The sequence below is a fragment of the Paenibacillus sp. HWE-109 genome (genome assembly GCF_022163125.1).
Taxonomy (GTDB): Bacteria; Bacillota; Bacilli; order Paenibacillales; family NBRC-103111; genus Paenibacillus_E.
Genome location: NZ_CP091881.1, coordinates 3,212,225 through 3,233,785 on the forward strand (window position 1 = coordinate 3,212,225; position 21,561 = coordinate 3,233,785).

The following is a 21,561-nucleotide window of genomic DNA, read 5'->3' on the forward strand; positions in this document are numbered from 1 at the left end:
ATGTTGCTAATCGCAGTAGCGCTGATTATTGTTCTATAGCAATATATTCAGCAATTTGCACAGCATTCCAAGCTGCGCCTTTCAGCAGGTTATCCGAAACGATCCACATGTTTAATGCTCTCGGATTGCTCAAATCACGACGTACACGTCCCACGAAAGTTTCTAATTTGCCTGCTGCATCTGTTGCCAGTGGATATTGCTGCTCTTTCGGATTGTCGACTAGCACAATGCCAGGAGCATTGGCCAGCAACGTTTTGACTTCTTCAATGTCAAAATCCTCTTTCAATTCCACGTAGACGGACTCAGAATGCCCGTAAACAACCGGAATGCGTACACAAGTTGCTGTAACTTCAATGGACTCGTCGCCCATGATTTTTTTCGTTTCTAGAATCATTTTCATTTCTTCATTCGTAAAACCATTTTCATGGAATTTGTCGATTTGTGGAATCGCATTAAAGGCGATTTGATGTTTGACCGGCAGAGAACCTACTGGCAAAATATCTGGTTTTGCATCATTGCCTTCAAGAACTTCTTTGGACTGTCTCAACATTTCGTTAATCGCTTTGGCGCCCGCTCCGGAAACGGCTTGGTACGTAGATACGATAACGCGGGAAATCCCATATCGATCATATAATGGCTTAAGTGTAGCAACCATTTGGATTGTGGAACAGTTCGGATTCGCAATAATGCCTTTATGTTCGTTGATTTTCTCAACATTAACTTCTGGTACAACTAATGGCGTTTCTGGATCCATACGGTATGCGCTTGTGTTATCAATACAAATCGTGCCCGCTTGAACAGCATGAGGAGCTAATGCTTTGGTAACATCCCCGCCTGCACTAAACAATGCAATATCAACACCTTGAAAACTCTCTGGTGTCGCTTCTTGAACAACCACATCTTGACCTTTAAAAGGAAGCTTTACCCCTGCTGAACGGGCGGAAGAAAGCAATATTAATTCCTTAATGGGGAAATTCCGTTCTTCTAATAGACGGATGATTTGTTCTCCTACTGCGCCTGTAGCGCCTACAACTGCAACATTAAAAAGCTTCTGGTTCGACATTATGCTGGTTTCTCCCCTTCAAGGATTATATATAAATTAGTATTGAAATCTCTCAATAATCATCGGCTGCAATTGTTTACCTTCCAGTGCAGCTTCACAGGCTTCCATAATCAAGTCCATCCGAGCTACCAACGAATTTGGTTTGGCTCCGGGGGCGTCTTGACCATAAGGAACAAAATAAATGTTCTTGGTGATTAAAAGTTTAGCGATGTTCATCGCATTCAAACCGAGGCCGTCATTGGTAGAAATAGCTAGAACCAACGGACGCAAATTCCTCATTTGGGCCTTGGCCGCCATAAGTACAGGACTTTCAGTCATTGCATTTGCTAGTTTACTAGTCGTATTCCCTGTACAAGGCGCAATAACCATCACGTCAAGCAACTTGGATGGACCTAGTGGTTCCGCATCTACAATCGAAGAGATAATCTGATTGCCTGTAATATCCTTTAATTGCTGCTGCCAATCCGCAGAGTTGCCAAATCGAGTGTCCGTAGTCATCACCGAATTGGATACAATCGGAATCACACGTGCACCTGCATCTACAAATCTCTTAATCTGAGGCATGACTTCTTCCAGCGTACAGTGAGAACCGGTTAATGCATAACCGACCGTTTTCCCTTGCCAATTCATTCCACATCGCTCCTGTCTTTGAAGTCTTCCTCGATCAGCTGACTTAATGTGTTAGCCATGATGCGGCCAGCTGTTTTGGGGGCGACGATGCCAGGTAGACCGGGCGCGAGCATCGCTTTAATGCCTCTTTTCTCAGCGAATCGGAAGTCCGTTCCGCCAGGTTTAGAAGCCAAATCGATGATGAGCGCGCGATGTGGGATATTGGTAATAACTTGCGCTGTGACTATCATAGTCGGAATTGTGTTAAAAAGCAAGTCAATATTCCCCACTTCCGGGTACAAGTCCTTCGTATAAAAAGGCTGAAAACCCATCTCCCACGCTCTCGCAAAATGCTCTGGCTTCCTTACGCCAACCTTGACGGCCGCCCCTAATCCTTGCAACGTTTTGGCCATTGTAAAGCCTGTGCGTCCAAAACCTAAAACCATACAAACAGACCCATGAATCGTGATATCTGTGTTCTGGATCGCCATCATGAGCGCGCCCTCTGCAGTCGGAATAGAATTGTAGATGGCAATATCATCCCGCTCGAATAACTCAATGACTTCAATGTCATGGGCAGCGCAGAGCTTTTTAAGAAAACTCTTAGCCATCCCTGTGTACACTTTGGCATGTTTGGGCAGCGCAGCCATGTGTTCGTCGGTCAATCTCATTTCTTCATTGGAGAACACAGATTCCACCTGTCCTGCATCATCCGTTCCCACCGCAGGTAATATAAGTGCGTCCACGGTTTGGAGTAATACAGGGTCAAGTTTAGCCGTAGAAACACCGCTGAACTGCCTTCCGAGATTATCAAAACCGATTAATGTCACAGTTGCATCTAACTCGGTAAATTTCTGAATTACTTCTAGTTGCCGGGCGTCCCCGCCCATAAATGCAACCGAAATCCCAGTAAGCATTCTTGCCTACACCCCTTTCTCAGTCCGTTTCGATACGTTATAGTATGCGTTCGCCTAATGATGGGTGCAATTCCTTTTCTACCGCACAAGGGGAAACAAAAAAAGACCGTCTTCACGGGGAAGACGGTCCATAACCTTATTATTTCTACTCAACGGCCCGTATGACCGAAACCGCCGGAACCGCGATCTGTCTCCGTTAGTTCCGTTACTTCGACAAGATTAATTTGCGGAACTAATTGAAACACCATTTGAGCAATCCGCTCATTTCGCTGAATCGTAAATGGCTCTTGTCCATGGTTAATTAAGAGCACTTTCACTTCACCTCGATAATCTGCATCAATCGTTCCAGGCGAGTTCAGTGAAGTAATGCCATGCTTATAAGCAAGCCCGCTTCGCGGTCGAATTTGAGCTTCGAGCTCTGGCGGCATACTAAGCGCAAATCCTGTCGGGATAAGCTCCCGTTGGCCTGGGCTCAGAATGATCGGCTCGCTAACCGCGGCATGCAGATCAAAGCCACTGGCTAGCTCGGACATTTTCTGCGGCAGCTTGATATCCTCATGACCAGCAAGGCGTTTAATTTGAACTTCAAAACTAGAGAGTGACAAGCTGATCCCTCCTGAAGCCATTAATTACATCATCCGAATTACCAACCATGGATAAAGCAAATGGGGTAGCGAACAAGGACTTGATCAATGCGCGAATATGATCCATCTGAACGCTTTCAATTCGTTGGATCATTTCATCAAGACTATAATGTTTCCCCGTCATCAACTCATTCTTGCCGAATCGGTTCATGCGGCTGCTTGTGCTCTCCAAACTAAGAATTAAGCTGCCTTTCAGCTGCTCTTTCCCTTTCTTTAATTCCGAGTCCGTCATTCCTTTGATAGCGATATCTTGTAAAAGCTCCATCGTAACTTCGAGCACTTCCAGTGTCTGCTTAGGCGCAGTTCCCGTATAAATCGTGAACATCCCGCTATCGATGTGGGAAGAGTGGTACGAGTATACCGAATAAGCAAGTCCCCGTTTCTCACGAATTTCTTGAAACAGTCTAGAGCTCATGCCTCCGCCTATGGCGTTGTTGAGAAGTACCATTGGATACAAGTTCTCTTCTTGCAGCGACAGTCCAGGCAGCGAGAGACAAATATGATTTTGTTCCGTTTTTTTGGCATGGAAAATCAAATCGCCAAGAAAATCAGGCGCATCATAGCTGGTTTCTATCCCTGTTGTTGCAAACTCGCCAAAATGCTTCTCGATTAGCTCACGCACGCTATCATCAATATTCCCAGCAATGCTTAACACCGTATTCTCGGTATTATAATGCTGCTTCATATAGTTGCGAAGATCATCTGATTTCATTTTGGACAAGTTATCTTCAGTTCCGAGAATCGTATAGCCTAGCGGATGCGAGCCATACGAAGCTTTCGCTAATAAGTCATGGACCAAATCATCCGGCGTATCTTCGTACATGGAGATTTCCTCGTAAATGACTTTCTTCTCTTTCTCCAATTCGCCTTCATCAAAGGATGAATGGAAAAACATATCGGATAAGACATCCATCGCAAGCGGCAGATGCTCGTCGAGTACTTTGGCGTAATAACAAGTATACTCCTTGGATGTGAATGCGTTGACATTCCCACCAATTCCATCAAATATCTCAGCGATATCTTTTGCTGAATGGCGATCCGTCCCCTTAAACAGCATGTGTTCAATGAAGTGCGATACGCCGTTCATTTCTTGAGATTCATTACGCGAGCCTGTTTTTACCCATATTCCGAATGTCACCGATCGAAAAGTAGGGATTTGTTCCATGACGACTCTCAAGCCATTATGTAAGCGATATTTGATCACCAAGGTTCCTCCTCAAAGTGTAGCACCTGAAATCCTATTCCCCAATTATACTTACTTAGTCTAACAAAAATGTGTCTATGACTCAACTTTGTGCCGGGCAGCTCACTTAGTTCGACATTTGCCCCCCATCTGGGATCCGTTTGGAGGATATCAACTCGGATACAGTTCCCAGAGTTAGCCCTTTATTCTTAATGAGTCGAATCATCCCTTGCAGCGCATCTTTGGAAGATGGTGTGGGGTGCATCAGGATTAGCATGCCTGGTTCAATACTCGTCGTTAGCCGCTGAATAATGCGATCTGCTCCAGGATTTTTCCAATCGATTGTATCAAAGGTCCACAGCACCGTTTGCAATTTAAATTCAGAGGCCACTTGAATCGTCTCTTGGCTGAAATAGCCCGAAGGCGGCGCAAAAAGAGTATTTTTAACACCGAGCTGCTGCTTCAAAAGATCTTCCGTCTTGGCGATTTCTTCTACCGCTTTGCTGCGATTTATATTTCTCATATCTTTGTGCGAATAAGCATGATTAGACATTTCATGCCCCTCGCTTTGGATCTTTTTGGCCATTTCAACATTCTTCTTTAACCAAGAGCCATCCAGAAAAAAAGTAGCATGAACGTTTTCATTACGAAGTGTCTCTAAAATACTAGGTAAATATTCATTCCCCCAAGCCACATTAATCATTAAAGAGGCCATTGGCTTCTTGGGGTTTCCCTTATATACGGGAATCGGTCCCAAATCATTCAGTTGAATGCTGGGCTCGACTTCCTTCATAACATAATTAATTTTCCCAGATGTAAGGTTATGTGCAGATAATTTAAGCGTCTCATCGACATCCACTGCCAAGCCATTATACCCTGGTATTGCCTTCCATACAGGATCAATCCTTGCATTTATAGGGGCAATATTCCGTTTTATCGATTCATTTTGGATGATTTCAGTTAGTTGGGACGGGCTTAGTTTAGTTTGCTGGATTGCTCTCGTTGATTCAGATGCAAAAACAGGGAGTGTCTCTTCATTCTGCCAATCGCTCTGATTCACATAAGGCATTTGTATGTTTTTCACAGCTTGAATATATGTTCCTACATCCGGTATTGCCTGAATGGTGAGCATAACCACAGCAAAGAAACTTCCAAGTAGAAGCCATTTTCTCACGTACATGTACAGGTCCCCCCATCCTTATGTCCTGATTGTATGCAGGTCAGGACAAGAGTAGAACGAGGCGTGTCCATGCTCACGGAAAAGCAAAAAAGAGACAGATTGATCTGACTCTTTGTTCAAAATCTATGAAGAGAGACTTCACAAGTCACGCGGCTTAGGTCTGAGCCGGGACTTGCGAAGTTAGCGTCGCTTTGCGAGAAAGATTTACTCTTCCTTGCTGGTCAATTTCAGTTACTTTGACGGTAATTTGGTCGCCAATATTCACGACATCTTCCACTTTGGCAACACGCTCTGTGGAGATTTGTGAAATATGAACCAGACCTTCTTTACCCGGCAAAATTTCAACAAAGGCTCCGAATTTCTCAACACGCTTAACTGTGCCAAGGTACGTTTCACCCACAATGACTTCACGTACGATGCCTTCGATAATGGAACGCGCTTTTTCGTTCATCTCTTGGTTGGATGAAGCGATGAATACACGACCGTCTTGCTCGATATCGATTTTCACGCCTGTTTCTTCGATAATTTTGTTGATAATTTTACCGCCTGCACCAATGACATCACGGATTTTGTCCGGATTAATGTTCATTGTCAAAATTTTAGGCGCATATTTCGAAAGCACTTTTTTCGGCTCAGCAATGCGAGATACCATTTTGCCTAGAATGTGTAAACGACCTTCTTTGGCTTGTTGTAAAGATTGTTGCAGAATACTGCGATCGATACCATCAATCTTGATATCCATTTGCAGAGCTGTAATCCCTTCAGCTGTTCCCGCAACTTTAAAGTCCATATCACCAAGATGGTCTTCCATTCCTTGAATATCAGACAAAATGGAGAAGTGATCGCCGTCTTTGATCAGACCCATGGCAATCCCGGCAACTGGTGCTTTAATCGGTACACCAGCGTCCATAAGAGCTAATGTACTAGCGCAGATACTTGCTTGAGACGTTGAACCATTCGATTCCAACACTTCAGATACAAGACGTATTGTGTAAGGGAATTCAACTTCATTAGGGATGATAGGCTCAAGCGCTCGCTCACCTAAAGCACCATGTCCGATTTCACGACGCCCTGGAGGACGAAGCGGTCTTGCTTCACCAACGGAGAATGGCGGGAAATTATAGTGATGCATGAAACGTTTGGTCTCTGTCAAATCCAATCCATCCAAGATTTGAACATCGCCAAGTGCGCCTAATGTACAAATACTAAGTGCTTGCGTTTGTCCACGTGTGAACAGACCGGAACCATGCGTACGCGGCAATAGATCAATATCACAATCGATTGCACGAATTTCCTCAGGTTTACGACCGTCAGGTCTTACTTTATCATGCGTAATTAAGCGACGAACTTCTTCTTTGACGATATCATACAGTGTTTCTTTCACATCACCTAATAGACCTGGCGTTGCTTCATATAGGGCAGTGAAATGTTCCACAGCTTCGGCGTTAACCACATCAATTGCTTCTTGTCTTGCATGCTTCTCTGGGATTTTGATAGCTTCCACTAATCTGGCTTGTGCAAATGCGCGAACAGCGCTATTTACTTCTGCATCAACCGCATGAAGCTTCACTTCCATTTTCGGTTTACCAGCTTGTGCAACTAACTCCTCGATAACCGCGACAATTTTACGGATTTCATCATGACCGAACATAATCGCTTCCAAGACAACTTCCTCAGAAACTTCATTCGCTCCTGCTTCTACCATCATAATTGCGTCTTTGGTTCCGGCAACCGTCAAGTGAATATCACTTTTCTCAGCGATCTCACCCGTTGGATTAATTACGAATTGGCCATCAACTCGTCCCACAATTACGCCACCAACAGGTCCGTTGAAGGGCACATCGGAGATTGCAAGCGCAGCTGATGTCCCGATCATTGCCGCGATTTCAGGCGGGCACTCTTGATCCACGCTCATAACGATGGAAACGATTTGAACATCATTACGGAACCCTTCAGGAAATAATGGACGAATCGGACGATCCGTTAAACGACTCGAAAGAATTGCTTTCTCGCTTGGACGTCCTTCCCGTTTAATAAATCCACCCGGGATTTTACCAACCGAATAAAGTCTTTCTTCATAATTAACCGTTAGCGGAAAGAAATCCAAGTCTTTCGGTCCGCTGGATGCTGTAACTGTACTTAGTACAACCGTATCCCCGTAACGCACGGTAACAGCTGCATTGGCTTGTTTGGCCAGTCTTCCCGTTTCAAGAATGAACGGTTTTCCGCCAAGTTCCATTTGTACCCTTTTCTCCATAAAATCCTCCTAAGGAATTATTGCATTCCATATGTGTTTGACTGCATGCACAGAAAAAAGGTCCACAAACCTCGTATCTCCATACTCCGTATGTATTCATCATGAACTCACGATGGAGTCATCCTCTATTTCTGCATACTGTCTAGTATTTCCTTCTTTTTCCGTTTTAAAAATACAAGAAAAAGCAACCTTGTTGTCACTCTCTGCTGAAGCTTTATCAAGCCCAGCAAAGGAGCAACAGGTTGCTTCTCATTGTCGGTTTTATCGACGCAAACCAAGCTTCTCGATCAAAGCACTGTAACGGCTCACATCTTTGTTCTTCACGTATGCTAGCAATTTACGGCGTTGTCCTACCATTTTGAGCAAGCCACGACGGGAGTGATGATCTTTCTTGTGTGTCCGCAAGTGGTTAGTCAGGTTAACAATGTTCTCAGTAAGAATTGCTACTTGTACCTCTGGTGACCCAGTGTCAGTATCATGTACTTTGTGAGTTTGAATCAGTTGTGTTTTGCGTTCTTGAGTTAATGCCATGATTGTTCATCTCCTAAATTCTATTGTATCCCCGCTAGCCTAGAAATCGCCGATGATAGCGCCAATCCAAGCTAAGGTTCATGTCACAAAGAACTGCTCCTCTGGGCAACGTTAATCAGTATATCACAAACGTCTAGTAGAAGCAAATGCCTGTTCGACTAGAACGTTATAATTTCATCTTGGCTGCTTCCGCATCCAGTTTGATTTGAGTGATCAACTCGTCGATCGATGAGAATTTACGCTCGGGACGAAGGAATGCAATAAGTTCGACATTCATATGCTCGCCATAAATTTGCTCGGAAAATTCGAATAAATGGGCTTCAAACGATGGTTTTAACTCTCCGGTTGTGAATGTTGGCTTAACGCCGATATTCATCACACCGTTATAAGTTTGCCCGTTAACCGAAGCTTTAATCGCATAAACGCCGTTCGTGGGGACGACATAAGATTCATCCAATTGCAGGTTAGCTGTTGGAAACCCGATCGTTCTTCCCCGCTTCTCTCCATCCACAACGATACCGCTTATACTATAGGGACGCCCAAGTAGTCTCGTAACTGTGTCAATATCCCCTTGGTGCAATGATTCACGAATGAGTGTGCTGCTAACTTTTTCGCCATCCATATGAAAGGGTCTCACCACTTCTACTGAAAATTTCCCGTGACTCAACTCACAAAGTGAATCAGGGGTTCCTTTGCCTTGATAACCAAAAGTAAAATCAAACCCGCATATGACACTGTTCACCCCGAGCAAGTGCAAGACTTGATCCACAAACTGCTCCGGTGTTAACCTCATTAAAGAAGCATCAAACGTGACAATGTACGTATGACTCACACCTAAGGACGCAAACATTTCCATTTTCTTTCTCATCGGTGTAAGCAGTTCAAAGTATTTATCTTTGCCCATAACCGCTCTCGGATGAGGAGAAAAGGTCATAATGGCCGTTGGCAGCCCAAGCTTCTTCCCTGTTCGCAAAGCTCGTCCAATGACTTCCTGGTGTCCCAAATGAACGCCATCAAAATCACCGATTGCCACAACTTGCTCGCCAACAAAAAGGGGCGAACCATCCAAATCAATGGGATATGAGATTGGAATCACTTGCATATGTTTTCATTCACCTACCCATTTCAACCTGTCCCTAGACATTTGTATTAAAGAAAAACTTTGACTGGGACCAGGGCTTGGCTAGCACTTTTCCATTCAAATAGACCCAGAAAACGTTGATCCGGCGAATACGCGCGGACGATGCTTTGAGAATGCTCGATATCCCCGCGAATCACTGGGGTAACGGTCCTCACAATCTTCTTCCCTTGCAGGGCATTCGCAGCTTCTTGAGCTGTTAGTACAACAGATGGAATATGCGCAATCGCTTCATCCATTGGAATCATCTGCGCTTGCAGGTCATTTTGCGCTTTCAGTTGAGCAATTTGCTCAAAGGTCAAACATTTCTCTTGACGAATGCTGCCCGTTGAAGTTCGAATCAAACTCTGCATAACTGCCGGATAACCCAACGCTTTACCGATATCTACGCATAAGGTTCTTATGTAAGTTCCTTTGGAGCACAGGGCGCGGAAATGGATTTCCGGGTGCTTCTGCTGTAAATCAATGCGCAGGATGTCCAAACGATAGATCGTCACTTTGCGTGATTTCCGTTCCACTTCTTTGCCTTCTCGGGCTAATTCGTAGAGACGTTTCCCATCTATCTTAACAGCGGAGTACATCGGAGGAACTTGCTCGATTTCGCCGACGAAAGATTCAAGAATCGAACGAACATTCGCTTCTTCTAGACGAACCTCGGAAACTTCCTCCGTGATCGTACCCGTCATATCTTCCGTATCTGTTGACAGACCGATTCGAAGTACAGCCTCATATTCCTTGGGAAGATCTTGAATATATTCTACCATCCGCGTTGCTCTGCCAATGCATAAAGGCAGAACTCCAGTAACTTGTGGATCTAATGTTCCCGTATGGCCAATCCGCTTAATCCCTAATATTCCTCTAACTTTGGCAACAACATCGTGAGATGTGAAGCCAGCAGGTTTCCATACAGGTAGAACGCCTTCTAACGTCATATCAGCTTACTCCCTACTTCCTGGACCATTTTGGCAACGGCTTCATCCAATGTCCCATGGATTGTGCAGCCTGATGCGCGAACATGACCGCCTCCACCAAGTGATTGCGCAATGGCCGCAACGTCAACAAGTCCTGAAGAGCGAAGGCTGACCTTAATGACGCCGACCGACTTCTCTTTAAACAACATCCCAACTTCGACACCTTCTACATTGCGCGGATAGTTAACTAACCCATCCAAATCATCACTAGAGGCTCCTGTTTGCTCCAAATCCGACAAAGAGACAGCAAGCCAGGCAAGTTTGCGATCATTGGCAAATGAAAGCGTTGATAACGCCTTTTGCAGAAGTACGATTTGGGAATAGGTGACTCTTTCCAACACTTGCTCAGCAATCTCGGCACCTCGCACACCAAGAGCTAACAGCGTTGCCCCCATCTGCATAACTTCAGGAGACGTATTGGAATAACGAAAACCGCCTGTGTCCGTTAGCAAACCCGTATAGATGCAATCACCAAAGGTCAAATCAGGCTGCAATCCCATATATATCGCTAAATCATACAAAATTTGAACGGTCGCCGCTGCATCATGCTTGATCAAATGACATGATCCAAAGTTATCGTTCGTCGGATGATGGTCAATATTGAGCAACTGCGCTTGGTCGTCAAAAAGAGTGCTGATCCTACCTATTCTGGAGAAATCAGCACAATCTACACTTATTATGGTTTGAAACATTTTATTGGGTTTTGCTTGGCTGTAATCAAGAACCTGATCACTGCCCCATAGATAGGAAAATTTGGAGGGCATAGCGCCCTCATTGATCATGGAGAAGGATTTGCCTCGTTGAGTCAAAATCCAGCCCATGGCATACGTAGAACTGGCGGCATCTCCATCTGGTTGGATGTGAGATACCACCAGGAATTCATCATGCTGCTCGATAAACGCAGCGGCTGCTGCCAGCTGCTGGCTGTATTCGGGTGCATGGTTCATTCCGCTGCTCATACGTTTGGATTCCCTTCATGGTTCAGCTTGTGCAATAAGTTGTCGATATGACTTCCGTAGTCGATCGAAGCATCGAACTTGAATTGCAATTCCGGGATCTTGCGCAAACGAATTCGTTTGCCTAGTTCGGAACGAATATATCCCGTACCCACGGAAAGTGCCTTCAATGTCGCTTCTTTCTGTTCTTCTGTTCCCATCACACTTAGAAACACTTTTGCTAATGATAAATCATTCGTTACATCTACCGCGGTCACTGTAATGAAACCAATACGCGGATCTTTCAATTCGGACTGTACGATTTGGCTTAATTCTTTTTTAATTTGCTCGCCAACTCGACCTACACGAACTCTAGCCATTTGTCATCACCTCTCAACGGACTCCATGATGAAGGCTTCAATAATGTCGCCCTCTTTAATATCATGATAACGCTCCAGAGATATACCACATTCGTACCCTTGTGCCACTTCTTTTTGATCATCCTTAAATCGTTTCAAGGAGTCAATTTTACCTTCGTGAACAACAATGCCGCTGCGGATCAAGCGCGTTTGCGCGTTACGAGCAATTTTGCCTGATGTAATCATACAACCAGCAATTGTACCTGAACCCGTAATTTTGAATACGTTACGAACTTCAGCTTGACCAAGTACAACTTCTTTAAAGATTGGATCCAGCATACCTTTCATGGCTTGCTCGATTTCTTCAATTACGTTGTAGATGATGTTATGCAGACGAATATCAACTTTTTCTTGATCAGCTGTTGCTTTCGCAGCAACTTCAGGACGAACGTTGAATCCGATAATAATCGCATTGGACGCAGAAGCCAGAATAATATCTGATTCCGTTATCGCCCCAACACCGTTGTGAAGGATTTTCACGCGGACGCCTTCGACTTCAATTTTCTCAAGGGAGCTCTTCAGTGCTTCAACCGAACCTTGAACGTCACCTTTGATAATCACATTCAGATCTTTGATTTCGCCATCTTTAATGTGTTTGAAGAGGTCATCCAACGTTACACGGGAGTTAGCCGTCATCTCCGATTGACGAAGTGCAACTGCACGACGTTCAGCGATGTCTCTTGCTTTGCGTTCATCTTCATAAGCAAGGAATGGATCTCCTGCTTGCGGAACTTCCGTAAGACCTGTAATTTCAACAGGTGTTGACGGGCCTGCTTCTTTCAAACGCTTGCCTTTATCGTTCACCATCGCTCTTACGCGGCCAAAGCACACGCCTGCAACGAAGCTGTCTCCAACTTTGAGAGTTCCGTGTTGAATAAGAATACGGGCAACAGGGCCTCTACCTTTATCCAACTCAGCCTCAATGACTGTTGCTCTTGCCCGTTTGTTCGGGTTAGCTTTGTACTCCTGAACTTCTGCAACCAGCAAGATCATCTCTAAGAGATTCTCAAGACCGATCCGTTGTTTTGCGGAAATTTCGCAGAAGATCGTATCGCCGCCCCACTCCTCCGGAACCAATTCATAAGCGGTAAGAGCTTGCTTGATTTGATCGGGATTTGCGCCTTCTTTATCAATCTTGTTCACAGCAACGATAATAGGAACACCAGCTGCTTTGGCATGGTTGATCGCTTCAACCGTTTGTGGCATAACGCCGTCATCTGCCGCAACAACGATGATCGTAATATCCGTTACCTGCGCACCGCGGGCACGCATTGTTGTAAACGCTTCGTGACCAGGTGTATCGAGGAACGTAATTTTCTTATGGTTAACTTCAACTTGGTATGCACCGATATGCTGCGTAATACCGCCGGCTTCGCCTTCGGTTACGCTAGTTTTACGAATGGCATCAAGCAATGTCGTTTTACCGTGATCGACGTGTCCCATAATCGTAACGACAGGAGGACGTTCAAGCAAATCTGCTTCATCATCGATTTCTTCAAAAGTCTCGAAGTTGTCTTCTTCAACTTTAATTTTAATTTCAACTTCAACACCGAACTCCGACGCGATCAATTGAATAGCTTCCAAATCCAACTCTTGATTGATCGTTGCCATTGTTCCCAAGAATAACAGCTTCTTGATCACTTCAGAAGCATCTTTGTGAAGCAATTTCGCCGTTTCACCAACGGTCATGCTGCCACGAACGATGATCTTCTTAGGTGTGTTGTCGATTTTTTCTTTCTTAACTGTATCTTGCTGATATCGGCCTCTGTTGTTGCCGCGTTGGTTCCCTCTGTTTTGTCCACCAGGTCCCCGATTTCCGCCTGAACGATTATCATCAAACCGTTTAGGTGTTGGTTTGGACTTCTTCGTTGTAATAACGCCAGCTTTCGCTGCTGCATCATCCAACTCGGCTGCCGTTGCGCCAACATGGAATTGTGGTTTAGCTTCTTGAACAACAGGTCTTCCGCTTTGGTTGTTGTTGCGGTTGTCAAACGGTTTGGATTGACGATTAGGACCTGCGCTGCGGTTCGGCCCTGCATTTTGTGGACGGCTGCTGTTAGCGCTTTGTCCACCACCTGCACCCGGACCACCCGTGCCTTGGCTTGGACGTGATCCCGCATAATTGCTGTTGCTGCGTGGAGCTCCGCCTTGACCTTGGCCTCCTTGGCTGTATCCTTGGCCGCCACTTGGACGTTGGCTGTTGTAGCCGCCAGTAGAACCGGCAGGACGCTGTCCACCGGTGTTGGAACCTTGATAGCCTGTACGTTGTCCTTGGCCTTGGCTAGAGCCTTGACCACTTGGACGCTGTCCGCCTGGATTGGAACCTTGATAACCAGTGCGTTGTCCGCCTTGGCTAGAGCCTTGGCCGCTTGGACGTTGGCCGCCAGGGTTAGAACCTTGATACCCTGTGCGTTGTCCACCTTGACTGCTTGGGCGTTGTCCGCCTTGTGAAGAACCTTGACCGCTTGGACGGTGGTCACGTTGCGGTTGGGAAGGACGACTCGTCGTGTTGGAAGACGTAGACTGTCCTTGCTGGGAAGTTGGTGTCACTGCACCATTGGCTGGTGTGCTGCTTGCTTGTTCTGAAACAGCTGGCTTTGAAGCCGGAGCTGCTGCACCTTTATTCTCTTGTGCTGGAGCCTGCGATGCAGGATTCTGATTCGTCGTAGATGAACTCACATTTCCTCCGTCCGTAGCTGCTCGTTTGGCAGCCGCATTGGCTTTAATATCACGAAAAAACTTTTCTACACTGCTTACTGCATCATTTTCCATTACACTCATATGGTTGTTAACGGGAATGTTTAACCGTTTGAGAATTGTAATAATCTCTTTGCTACTCATATTGAGCGTCTTCGCGTATTCATATACGCGGGTTTTGTCTTTATTGTCTTGTTTATTGGTCAATATGTTCCACCTCCGCAGGATTTTCTTGACTCTTCTGCAGCATCTGCGCGAAGCCTCCGTCCAATACACCTATGGTGACACGCATTTCTTTCCCTATGCTGCGGCCCAATTCATACTTCGTACCAATTTCCAAAAGTTTGACTCCATAAAATTGGCATTTATCTTGAAATTTCTTACGTGTATTAGCCGAGGCATCTTCCGCCATAATGACAAGTTTGGCTTCTCCCCCGCGAATCGCTTTAAACACACCTTCATCGCCGGTTACAAGCTTCCCTGCCCGCATCGCCAAGCCCAATTGAGACAGAAATTTAGGATTCATCTTGAGGTTCATCCTCCTTGGAAGAGAGGAATTCATCTTCAACACGAATGAAATCTTGCTCTAGTTGATCATAAATATCAGCGGCTACGGCATGCTTGAGTGCTCTATCCAGGGCTTTGCTTTTTTTGGCCAATTTAAAACAAGAAACTTTACCGCACAGGTAGGCACCGCGCCCAGACTTTTTTCCTTTGAGATCAATGAGAATGTCATCTTCAGGCGTTTTGACGACGCGGATCAAGTCCCTCTTAGGCATCATTTCCTGGCAGGCCACGCATTTTCTCAGAGGGATTTTTCTCTGCTTCATTCCGATCACCCCTTGCTTCAAACCAAAACCTAGTCGATACTGACGGAGTCTTGGTGCATTTCTTCTGTATAAGTTTTCACTCTGCCAAACTCTTGTTCTGCCTGTGTTTCACTCTTTATGTCAATTTTCCATCCGGTCAATTTGGCAGCTAAACGGGCATTTTGCCCTTTAATCCCAATGGCCAAAGAAAGTTGATAATCAGGCACAATGACACGTGCCATCTTTTCATTTTCATGAATTTGCACTTCAAGAACCTTGGAAGGACTAAGCGCATTAGCGACATACTCTTCCACGCTTTCCATCCATCTTACGATGTCAATTTTCTCGCCGCGCAGCTCACCAACAATCGTTTGAACGCGAAGTCCTTTGGGACCAACGCAAGATCCGACTGGGTCAACTTCATTGTTACGGGAATGAACAGCGATTTTGGAACGGAAGCCAGCTTCACGAGCCACCGAACGGATCTCCACAACGCCATCAAAGATTTCTGGAACTTCCAGCTCGAAAAGACGCTTTAACAATCCAGGATGTGTTCGTGACAAGATGATTTGAGGACCTTTGGTCGTATTCTCTACTTTCGTGATATACGCTTTGATCCGGTCGCCTTGCTTGAACTTATCTGTCGGCATGAGCTCTGTAAGCGGCAATACAGCCTCTACTTTGCCCAAATCCACGTAGATATTACGTTGATCCTGACGTTGAAGGATACCCGTAACGATATCTTCCTCTTTATCGATAAATGCGTTATAAATCAAGCCACGTTCCGCTTCGCGAATACGCTGAGTAACCACTTGTTTAGCGGTTTGTGCAGCAATTCGGCCAAAATCGCGAGGTGTCACTTCAATTTCAACAATATCATCCAATTGATAGTTCGGATTAATTTCACGTGATGCATGTACTGAAATTTCCAATCTTGGATCTAGTACTTCCTCAGTTACCGTTTTACGGGCATATACTTTAATGAGGCCTGTATGGCGATTGATATCGACGCGCACATTTTGTGCGGTGTTGAAATTACGTTTATAACTGGAAATCATCGCTGCTTCAATTGCATCGATAAGTAACTCCTTCGAGATACCCTTCTCACGTTCAATTTCCGACAGCGCTTCGATAAAATCCGTGTTCATTTGAACTGAGTCCCCCCTTTCAATAAGTAACGATTACTAGAAAACGATAGCAAGACGAGCACTTGCTACTTTAGCAAACGGAATGATGATTTTCTTTTTACCGATTTCAACAACGAGTTCTTCTTCGTCAAATGAAAGCAGTAAACCTTCAAATTCCTTGGAACCATCAATTGGTTCATAAGTGGTAACAAATACGTGACTGTTCACTGCCTTGTGATAATCTTGAGTTTTCTTGAGCGGACGTTCCGCTCCAGGTGAAGAAACTTCCAAGAAGTAGGCATCAGCGATTGGATCTTTCTCATCCAGTTGAACACTTAAGTACTCACTGATACGGCCGCAATCATCTATATCAATTCCGCCTTCCTTGTCTGCATAGACACGAAGGAACCAATTGCTGCCCTCTTTGACATATTCAATATCCACGAGTTCAAATCCATTTTGTTCAAAAAAATCTTTCAGCATGTCCTCAATGACGGATTTGATTTGTGCTTGTGTAACCACGAATACATGTACCTCCTAAATTGACTTTCCTTTGTCGTAAACCGAAAAGTCCTATATCAAAATGTAAAGAGTGGGTTTCCCCACTCTTTAATCACAAGATGATATCCTCATTATTGCCAATAAAAATTATACCATAACCATTCTTTGCATTACAATAGCAAACTTGTTAATCATTTTCACTTGACAGCTTGAGCTGAACTCTCGAAAACGGGCTAGAAAAACAGTCAATTAAAATAATGAAAGTTGGTTAGACTCCGGCAATCCGCGGAAACAGCCCATCGAAGCAAGCATCTCGATGACTGTTTTGGAAGCCTTGGAGCGATTCTGGAAATCTTCGATAGAAAGGAAGTCTCCCTCTTCTTTGGCTGCCGCGATATTCTTCGCTGCATTCTCCCCGATCCCGGACATTGCCGCGAATGGCGGAATGAGCGAAGTCCCGTCGATAATAAACTTCGTCGCATGCGAGCGGTAGATATCAATGGGCTTGAAGCTGAAACCGCGTGAAGTCATTTCCAAGGACATCTCCAAAATGGACACCATCGCCTTCTCTTTCGGCAGCGCTTGGAAGCCCTTTTCTTCAATTTCAATCAGCTTTTTGAGAATAGCATCATAACCTTGACATAATAGTTCAAGATCAAAGTCGGCTGCACGCACACTAAAATAGGTCGCATAGTAGGCAATCGGGTGATAGACTTTGAAATAAGCGGTACGAACAGCAGAGATGACATAGGCCGCAGCATGCGCTTTTGGAAACATGTACTCAATCCGCTCGCAGGATTCAATATACCAAGCCGGTACATTGCAGCGCTTCATCTCCTCCTTCCACTCATCTGTCAAACCTTTCCCTTTACGGACGCTCTCTGTAATTTTGAAAGCTAGACCTGCATCCATGCCAGCCTTGTAAATCAAGAAAAGCATGATATCATCGCGACAACCGATTACGGTTTTAATGTTGCAGATCCCTTTCTTGATCAGTTCCTGAGCATTCCCTAACCAAACACCTGTTCCATGCGACAGTCCGGAAATCTGCAATAAGTCAGCGAAAGAGCTTGGCTGTGTTTCTTGAAGCATTTGCCGAACAAATTTGGTTCCCATCTCCGGAACGCCATACGTTGCGACCGGTGAACGAATTTGATCCGGTCTAACGCCGATGGCTTCCGTTGAATTAAAGATACTCATGGCCTTGGCATCATTCATGGGGATCGTCGTTGGATCAATGTCGGTGAGATCTTGCAGCATCCGCATCATCGTCGGATCGTCGTGCCCAAGAATATCAAGCTTGAGCAAGTTAGCATCAAATGCATGGTAATCGAAGTGTGTCGTCATCCACTCCGAATTCTTATCATCAGCAGGGAATTGCACAGGTGTGATATCGTCAACTTCCATGTAATCCGGCACAACAACGATACCGCCTGGATGCTGCCCTGTACTTCGCTTTACGCCCGTACAACCGGATGCTAACCGGCTAATCTCGGCTCCTCGCCATTTGGCGCCTTGTTCTTCTTCATATTTCTTAACAAACCCGAAGGCTGTTTTTTCTGCGACCGTACCGATCGTTCCAGCACGGAAAACACTTTTTTCACCGAACAGTTCTTTGGTATAGTTATGCGCAACCGGTTGATATTCCCCGGAGAAGTTCAAATCGATATCGGGAACTTTATCCCCTTTAAAACCAAGGAACGTTTCGAACGGAATATCATGTCCATCCCCTTTGAGCGCTCCTCCGCAATTCGGGCAAATTTTATTCGGGAGATCGAATCCACTCGGAACACTGCCATCCAGGAACCATTCACTATGCTGGCAAGCTGCACAAAGGTAATGAGGAGGCAGAGGATTAACCTCAGAAATTCCCAACATCATGGCAACAACAGAGGAGCCTACAGATCCCCGTGACCCAACGAGGTAGCCGTCTTCATTAGACTTTTTGACAAGACGTTCTGAGATCAAGTAGTTGGCAGAGAAACCGAACTTAATAATCGGTACCAGCTCTTTCTCCAAACGAGCGACAATAACTTCAGGCAATTCCTCACCGTACATGTTCTTAGCAGTCGTATAGCAGGTTTCTCGAATTTCTTCGTCTGCTCCTTCAATAATCGGGGTAAACAATTTATCCGGGAAAAGGTCAATCATTTCAAAGCGATCGGCCAGATCATTGGTGCTGCGAATAACGACCTCAAACGCTTTCTCTTCGCCTAGAAATTTAAATTCTTCCAACATTTCTTTGGTGGTCCGGAAATGCGCATCCGGCTTCTTCATCGCTTTGAGCGGACTGAAACCTGTAATCCCTTGAATAGTAATGTCTCGGCATACTTTCTCGCGAGGATTCAGGTAATGAACGTTGCCAGTAGCTATGACTGGTTTCCCTGTTTTATAACCGATTTCGCACACTCGGCGTACCGCGTCTTCTAACGCCTCTACACTGCCGACAAGCCCTTTTTCAACAAGATGCATGTTGTAGCTAACAGGTTGAATCTCGAGAATATCATAAAATTCTGCAACTTGTTCGGCTTCCTCCATCGATTTATTGAGTACGGCTTCAAAAAATTCACCTTTCTCGCAACCCGATGTAATCAGGAGACCTTCTCGGTGCTCAACTAATATGCTCTTCGGGATTGTTGCGGCACGCTGCAAATATTGGGTATGCGATAATGAAATAAGTCTGAATAAGTTCTTCTTGCCAGTCGCATTAAGTGCATAAATACAACAATGAAACGGTCGCTGATTCGACAAATCTTTACCGACGAAATCGTTTAATTTCGCGAGACTCGTAATTTGTCGATCATTCGCCTCGTTAATTAAATGATACATTACAAAACCAAGGGCAATGGAATCGTCAATCGCTCGGTGATGGTTATCCAAGCCCACTTTAAACTTGTCGGATAAGGTGTTCAGTCGATGATTTTTCATAGAAGGAAAGAGAAATCTCGCAAGTTCAAGCGTATCTAGTACGGTATTGGTCACTTCAGGCAAGTTCATCCGTTTCAGATTCGTTTGGAGGAAACCCATATCAAATCTCGCATTGTGGGCGACCAATACAGAATCACCAATAAACTCTACGAACTTAGGCAGTTCATCCTCAATGTCTGGCGCATCAACTACCATATCATCAGTAATATTCGTTAATTGCTGGATATTATAGGGTATCTTCTCGTGCGGATTGATGAATGTTGCAAAACGATCGATTTCTTTTCCATCCTGCATTTTCACGCCGGCTAACTCAATAATCCGATTGTTCGTTACAGAAAGACCCGTTGTCTCGACGTCAAATATTACATAAGTTGCTTGTTTGAGATCCAAATCACGACTGTTCATAACAATGGGCACCGAATCATTAACAACATTCGCTTCTAAGCCAAATATCACTTTGATGCCATGCTTCTTGGCTGCTTTGCCTGCATCGGGGTAACATTGAATGTTGGCGTGATCCGTAATGGCAATCGCTTTATGTCCCCATTTCGCTGCCATTTTCACATATTGATCTACGGGGGTTAGCGCATCCATCGTGCTCATATTCGTATGTAGATGGAATTCAACGCGCTTTTCTGCCGCATCATCCATACGATCTCTAGGAGGCATGACTTCGGTCAAATCATTGGGAATCATAACCAATTCCGGAATTTGCATGAAACGATCATATTCCACCTTGCCTCGGGCACGAATCCAGGTCCCATTGGCAAGCAAACTAAGAATTTTCACATCATCCTTGGTCTTCGCAAATACTTTCATAGCCAAAGAATCCGAAAAATCCGTCAAGTTAAACGTGAACAAGGTATTGCCATTTCTCAATTCCTTGACATCTAAACCAAATACCGTCCCTTGTACTGTAATTTTCTTCTCTTCTTCTTGAATGTTTTTGAGCGGTACAGGCACTTCTTTAATTTCGTAGCCCATAACGAGCTTGAGATCATCCGGCAAGGAGGATTCTTCTTCCTCCATATCGATCGACATCATGATTTCTTGCGTGAATGACTTCTCGCCTTGTTCCCTCATCTTGGCAAATTTCTCGTACTCGGCTTCGATTTCGGTTGAATCACTAATGGCATACTTGATCGTTAGCTCGGTTTGAAAAAAGTTATGAAAAAAATTGCGGATAAACATATCCATGTTTTTCTTCTTCGCCAGTTCAAGCCCTATTTGATCGAGCATGATAAGGGTTAATGAATGACCTTGAACATCCACTTTGGCCTTCGTCATCCAACCATTAATCGAGGCAACCTCGCGCTGCAGCCACTCCAGGAATAAACTCCAATATTCATCTACCAAAACTGCCGGTTCTACTTGCTCGTATTTCCAAATGAAACGAATCTTCGCTATTTGCGCAAACTTTTCTTGAATCATTTTACAAAATGAGCGATAAACGTTCAGAGGCACCAAGTCATTTTTCACCAAATAAAAAGTCCAGTCCCTATTCTTGCGACTGATTTCCACTTGATCAATATAGCCTTCCGCAAAAAATGATCGCACAACATCGGCTGGAATCTCGGCTTGCTGCATCAAAAGCTCAAAGCGATTCCGTTTATCAGCCAAATTACTCATGAACAGCCTCCCCATAAAAATAC

General features: G+C 44.8%; 18 protein-coding genes. All 18 read right to left on the reverse strand.

Annotated elements, in window-relative coordinates; translation table 11 throughout:
• Positions 1–25 precede the first annotated feature (25 nt).
• The 18 genes from LOZ80_RS13220 to LOZ80_RS13305 all read right to left on the reverse strand — a co-directional run bounded on the left by LOZ80_RS13220 (position 26) and on the right by LOZ80_RS13305 (position 21,538).
• Positions 26–1,063, reverse strand: a complete 1,038-nt coding sequence (locus tag LOZ80_RS13220) for an aspartate-semialdehyde dehydrogenase (protein ID WP_238171869.1) — start codon at positions 1,061–1,063, stop codon at positions 26–28.
• Between the two features lie 36 nt (positions 1,064–1,099).
• A complete protein-coding gene (locus LOZ80_RS13225; RefSeq protein ID WP_189012962.1) occupies positions 1,100–1,693 on the reverse strand; it encodes a dipicolinate synthase subunit B in 594 nt (197 codons plus the stop codon).
• Positions 1,690–2,589 (reverse strand): dipicolinate synthase subunit DpsA, encoded by a 900-nt coding sequence (dpsA, locus tag LOZ80_RS13230; RefSeq protein WP_238171870.1) that lies wholly within the window; start codon positions 2,587–2,589, stop codon positions 1,690–1,692. Before dpsA ends, LOZ80_RS13225 begins: the two co-directional genes overlap by 4 nt.
• Before the next feature lie 149 nt (positions 2,590–2,738).
• Complete coding sequence (gene dut, locus LOZ80_RS13235; protein WP_283214761.1) at positions 2,739–3,194, reverse strand: dUTP diphosphatase; 456 nt, start codon at positions 3,192–3,194, stop codon at positions 2,739–2,741.
• Complete coding sequence (locus tag LOZ80_RS13240; protein ID WP_238171871.1) at positions 3,181–4,437, reverse strand: M16 family metallopeptidase; 1,257 nt, start codon at positions 4,435–4,437, stop codon at positions 3,181–3,183. The genes dut and LOZ80_RS13240 overlap by 14 nt, the downstream gene beginning before the upstream one ends.
• A 106-nt stretch (positions 4,438–4,543) precedes the next feature.
• Positions 4,544–5,596 (reverse strand): polysaccharide deacetylase family protein, encoded by a 1,053-nt coding sequence (locus LOZ80_RS13245; RefSeq protein WP_238171872.1) that lies wholly within the window; start codon positions 5,594–5,596, stop codon positions 4,544–4,546.
• 154 nt (positions 5,597–5,750) lie between these two features.
• Positions 5,751–7,853, reverse strand: coding sequence for a polyribonucleotide nucleotidyltransferase (locus LOZ80_RS13250; RefSeq protein WP_238171873.1), 2,103 nt, complete (start codon positions 7,851–7,853; stop codon positions 5,751–5,753).
• A 261-nt stretch (positions 7,854–8,114) separates the two neighbouring features.
• On the reverse strand, positions 8,115–8,384 hold the full coding sequence (gene rpsO, locus LOZ80_RS13255) for a 30S ribosomal protein S15 (RefSeq protein ID WP_029195252.1): 270 nt from the start codon (positions 8,382–8,384) through the stop codon (positions 8,115–8,117).
• Positions 8,385–8,550: 166 nt separating this feature from the next.
• A complete protein-coding gene (locus tag LOZ80_RS13260; RefSeq protein ID WP_238171874.1) occupies positions 8,551–9,486 on the reverse strand; it encodes a bifunctional riboflavin kinase/FAD synthetase in 936 nt (311 codons plus the stop codon).
• A 47-nt stretch (positions 9,487–9,533) separates the two neighbouring features.
• Positions 9,534–10,454, reverse strand: a complete 921-nt coding sequence (gene truB / locus LOZ80_RS13265; RefSeq protein ID WP_238171875.1) for a tRNA pseudouridine(55) synthase TruB — start codon at positions 10,452–10,454, stop codon at positions 9,534–9,536.
• On the reverse strand, positions 10,451–11,452 hold the full coding sequence (locus LOZ80_RS13270) for a DHH family phosphoesterase (RefSeq protein WP_238171876.1): 1,002 nt from the start codon (positions 11,450–11,452) through the stop codon (positions 10,451–10,453). The genes truB and LOZ80_RS13270 overlap by 4 nt, the downstream gene beginning before the upstream one ends.
• Positions 11,449–11,808 (reverse strand): 30S ribosome-binding factor RbfA, encoded by a 360-nt coding sequence (rbfA, locus tag LOZ80_RS13275; protein ID WP_189012955.1) that lies wholly within the window; start codon positions 11,806–11,808, stop codon positions 11,449–11,451. The genes LOZ80_RS13270 and rbfA overlap by 4 nt, the downstream gene beginning before the upstream one ends.
• A 6-nt stretch (positions 11,809–11,814) precedes the next feature.
• The gene (gene infB, locus LOZ80_RS13280; RefSeq protein WP_238171877.1) at positions 11,815–14,751 is read right to left on the reverse strand and encodes a translation initiation factor IF-2; all 2,937 of its coding nucleotides are present in this window, start codon (positions 14,749–14,751) and stop codon (positions 11,815–11,817) included.
• Entirely contained in the window at positions 14,741–15,070 is a 330-nt protein-coding gene (locus tag LOZ80_RS13285) for a L7Ae/L30e/S12e/Gadd45 family ribosomal protein (protein WP_238171878.1), read from the reverse strand. Before LOZ80_RS13285 ends, infB begins: the two co-directional genes overlap by 11 nt.
• Entirely contained in the window at positions 15,060–15,374 is a 315-nt protein-coding gene (rnpM, locus tag LOZ80_RS13290; protein WP_189012951.1) for an RNase P modulator RnpM, read from the reverse strand. Before rnpM ends, LOZ80_RS13285 begins: the two co-directional genes overlap by 11 nt.
• Positions 15,375–15,403: 29 nt before the next feature.
• Positions 15,404–16,501: a transcription termination factor NusA gene (gene nusA, locus LOZ80_RS13295; protein WP_238171879.1), complete on the reverse strand. Its 1,098-nt coding sequence runs from the start codon at positions 16,499–16,501 to the stop codon at positions 15,404–15,406.
• Positions 16,502–16,537: 36 nt separating this feature from the next.
• Positions 16,538–17,002, reverse strand: coding sequence for a ribosome maturation factor RimP (gene rimP / locus LOZ80_RS13300; protein WP_268240135.1), 465 nt, complete (start codon positions 17,000–17,002; stop codon positions 16,538–16,540).
• Positions 17,003–17,230: 228 nt separating this feature from the next.
• Positions 17,231–21,538 carry a PolC-type DNA polymerase III gene (locus LOZ80_RS13305; protein WP_238171880.1) on the reverse strand — a complete coding sequence of 1,436 codons (4,308 nt, stop codon included), beginning with the start codon at positions 21,536–21,538 and terminating at the stop codon, positions 17,231–17,233.
• Positions 21,539–21,561: the final 23 nt, after the last annotated feature.

Bases quoted from the DNA above. Each gene is read 5' to 3' on its own strand.
- LOZ80_RS13220 (WP_238171869.1), bottom strand. From the start codon at position 1,063: ATGTCGAACCAGAAGCTTTTTAATGTTGCAGTTGTAGGCGCTACAGGC.
- LOZ80_RS13225 (WP_189012962.1), bottom strand. From the start codon at position 1,693: ATGAATTGGCAAGGGAAAACGGTCGGTTATGCATTAACCGGTTCTCAC.
- dpsA (WP_238171870.1), bottom strand. From the start codon at position 2,589: ATGCTTACTGGGATTTCGGTTGCATTTATGGGCGGGGACGCCCGGCAA.
- LOZ80_RS13245 (WP_238171872.1), bottom strand. From the start codon at position 5,596: ATGTACGTGAGAAAATGGCTTCTACTTGGAAGTTTCTTTGCTGTGGTT.
- LOZ80_RS13250 (WP_238171873.1), bottom strand. From the start codon at position 7,853: ATGGAGAAAAGGGTACAAATGGAACTTGGCGGAAAACCGTTCATTCTT.
- rpsO (WP_029195252.1), bottom strand. From the start codon at position 8,384: ATGGCATTAACTCAAGAACGCAAAACACAACTGATTCAAACTCACAAA.
- LOZ80_RS13260 (WP_238171874.1), bottom strand. From the start codon at position 9,486: ATGCAAGTGATTCCAATCTCATATCCCATTGATTTGGATGGTTCGCCC.
- truB (WP_238171875.1), bottom strand. From the start codon at position 10,454: ATGACGTTAGAAGGCGTTCTACCTGTATGGAAACCTGCTGGCTTCACA.
- LOZ80_RS13270 (WP_238171876.1), bottom strand. From the start codon at position 11,452: ATGAGCAGCGGAATGAACCATGCACCCGAATACAGCCAGCAGCTGGCA.
- rbfA (WP_189012955.1), bottom strand. From the start codon at position 11,808: ATGGCTAGAGTTCGTGTAGGTCGAGTTGGCGAGCAAATTAAAAAAGAA.
- LOZ80_RS13285 (WP_238171878.1), bottom strand. From the start codon at position 15,070: ATGAATCCTAAATTTCTGTCTCAATTGGGCTTGGCGATGCGGGCAGGG.
- rnpM (WP_189012951.1), bottom strand. From the start codon at position 15,374: ATGAAGCAGAGAAAAATCCCTCTGAGAAAATGCGTGGCCTGCCAGGAA.
- nusA (WP_238171879.1), bottom strand. From the start codon at position 16,501: ATGAACACGGATTTTATCGAAGCGCTGTCGGAAATTGAACGTGAGAAG.
- LOZ80_RS13305 (WP_238171880.1), bottom strand. From the start codon at position 21,538: ATGAGTAATTTGGCTGATAAACGGAATCGCTTTGAGCTTTTGATGCAG.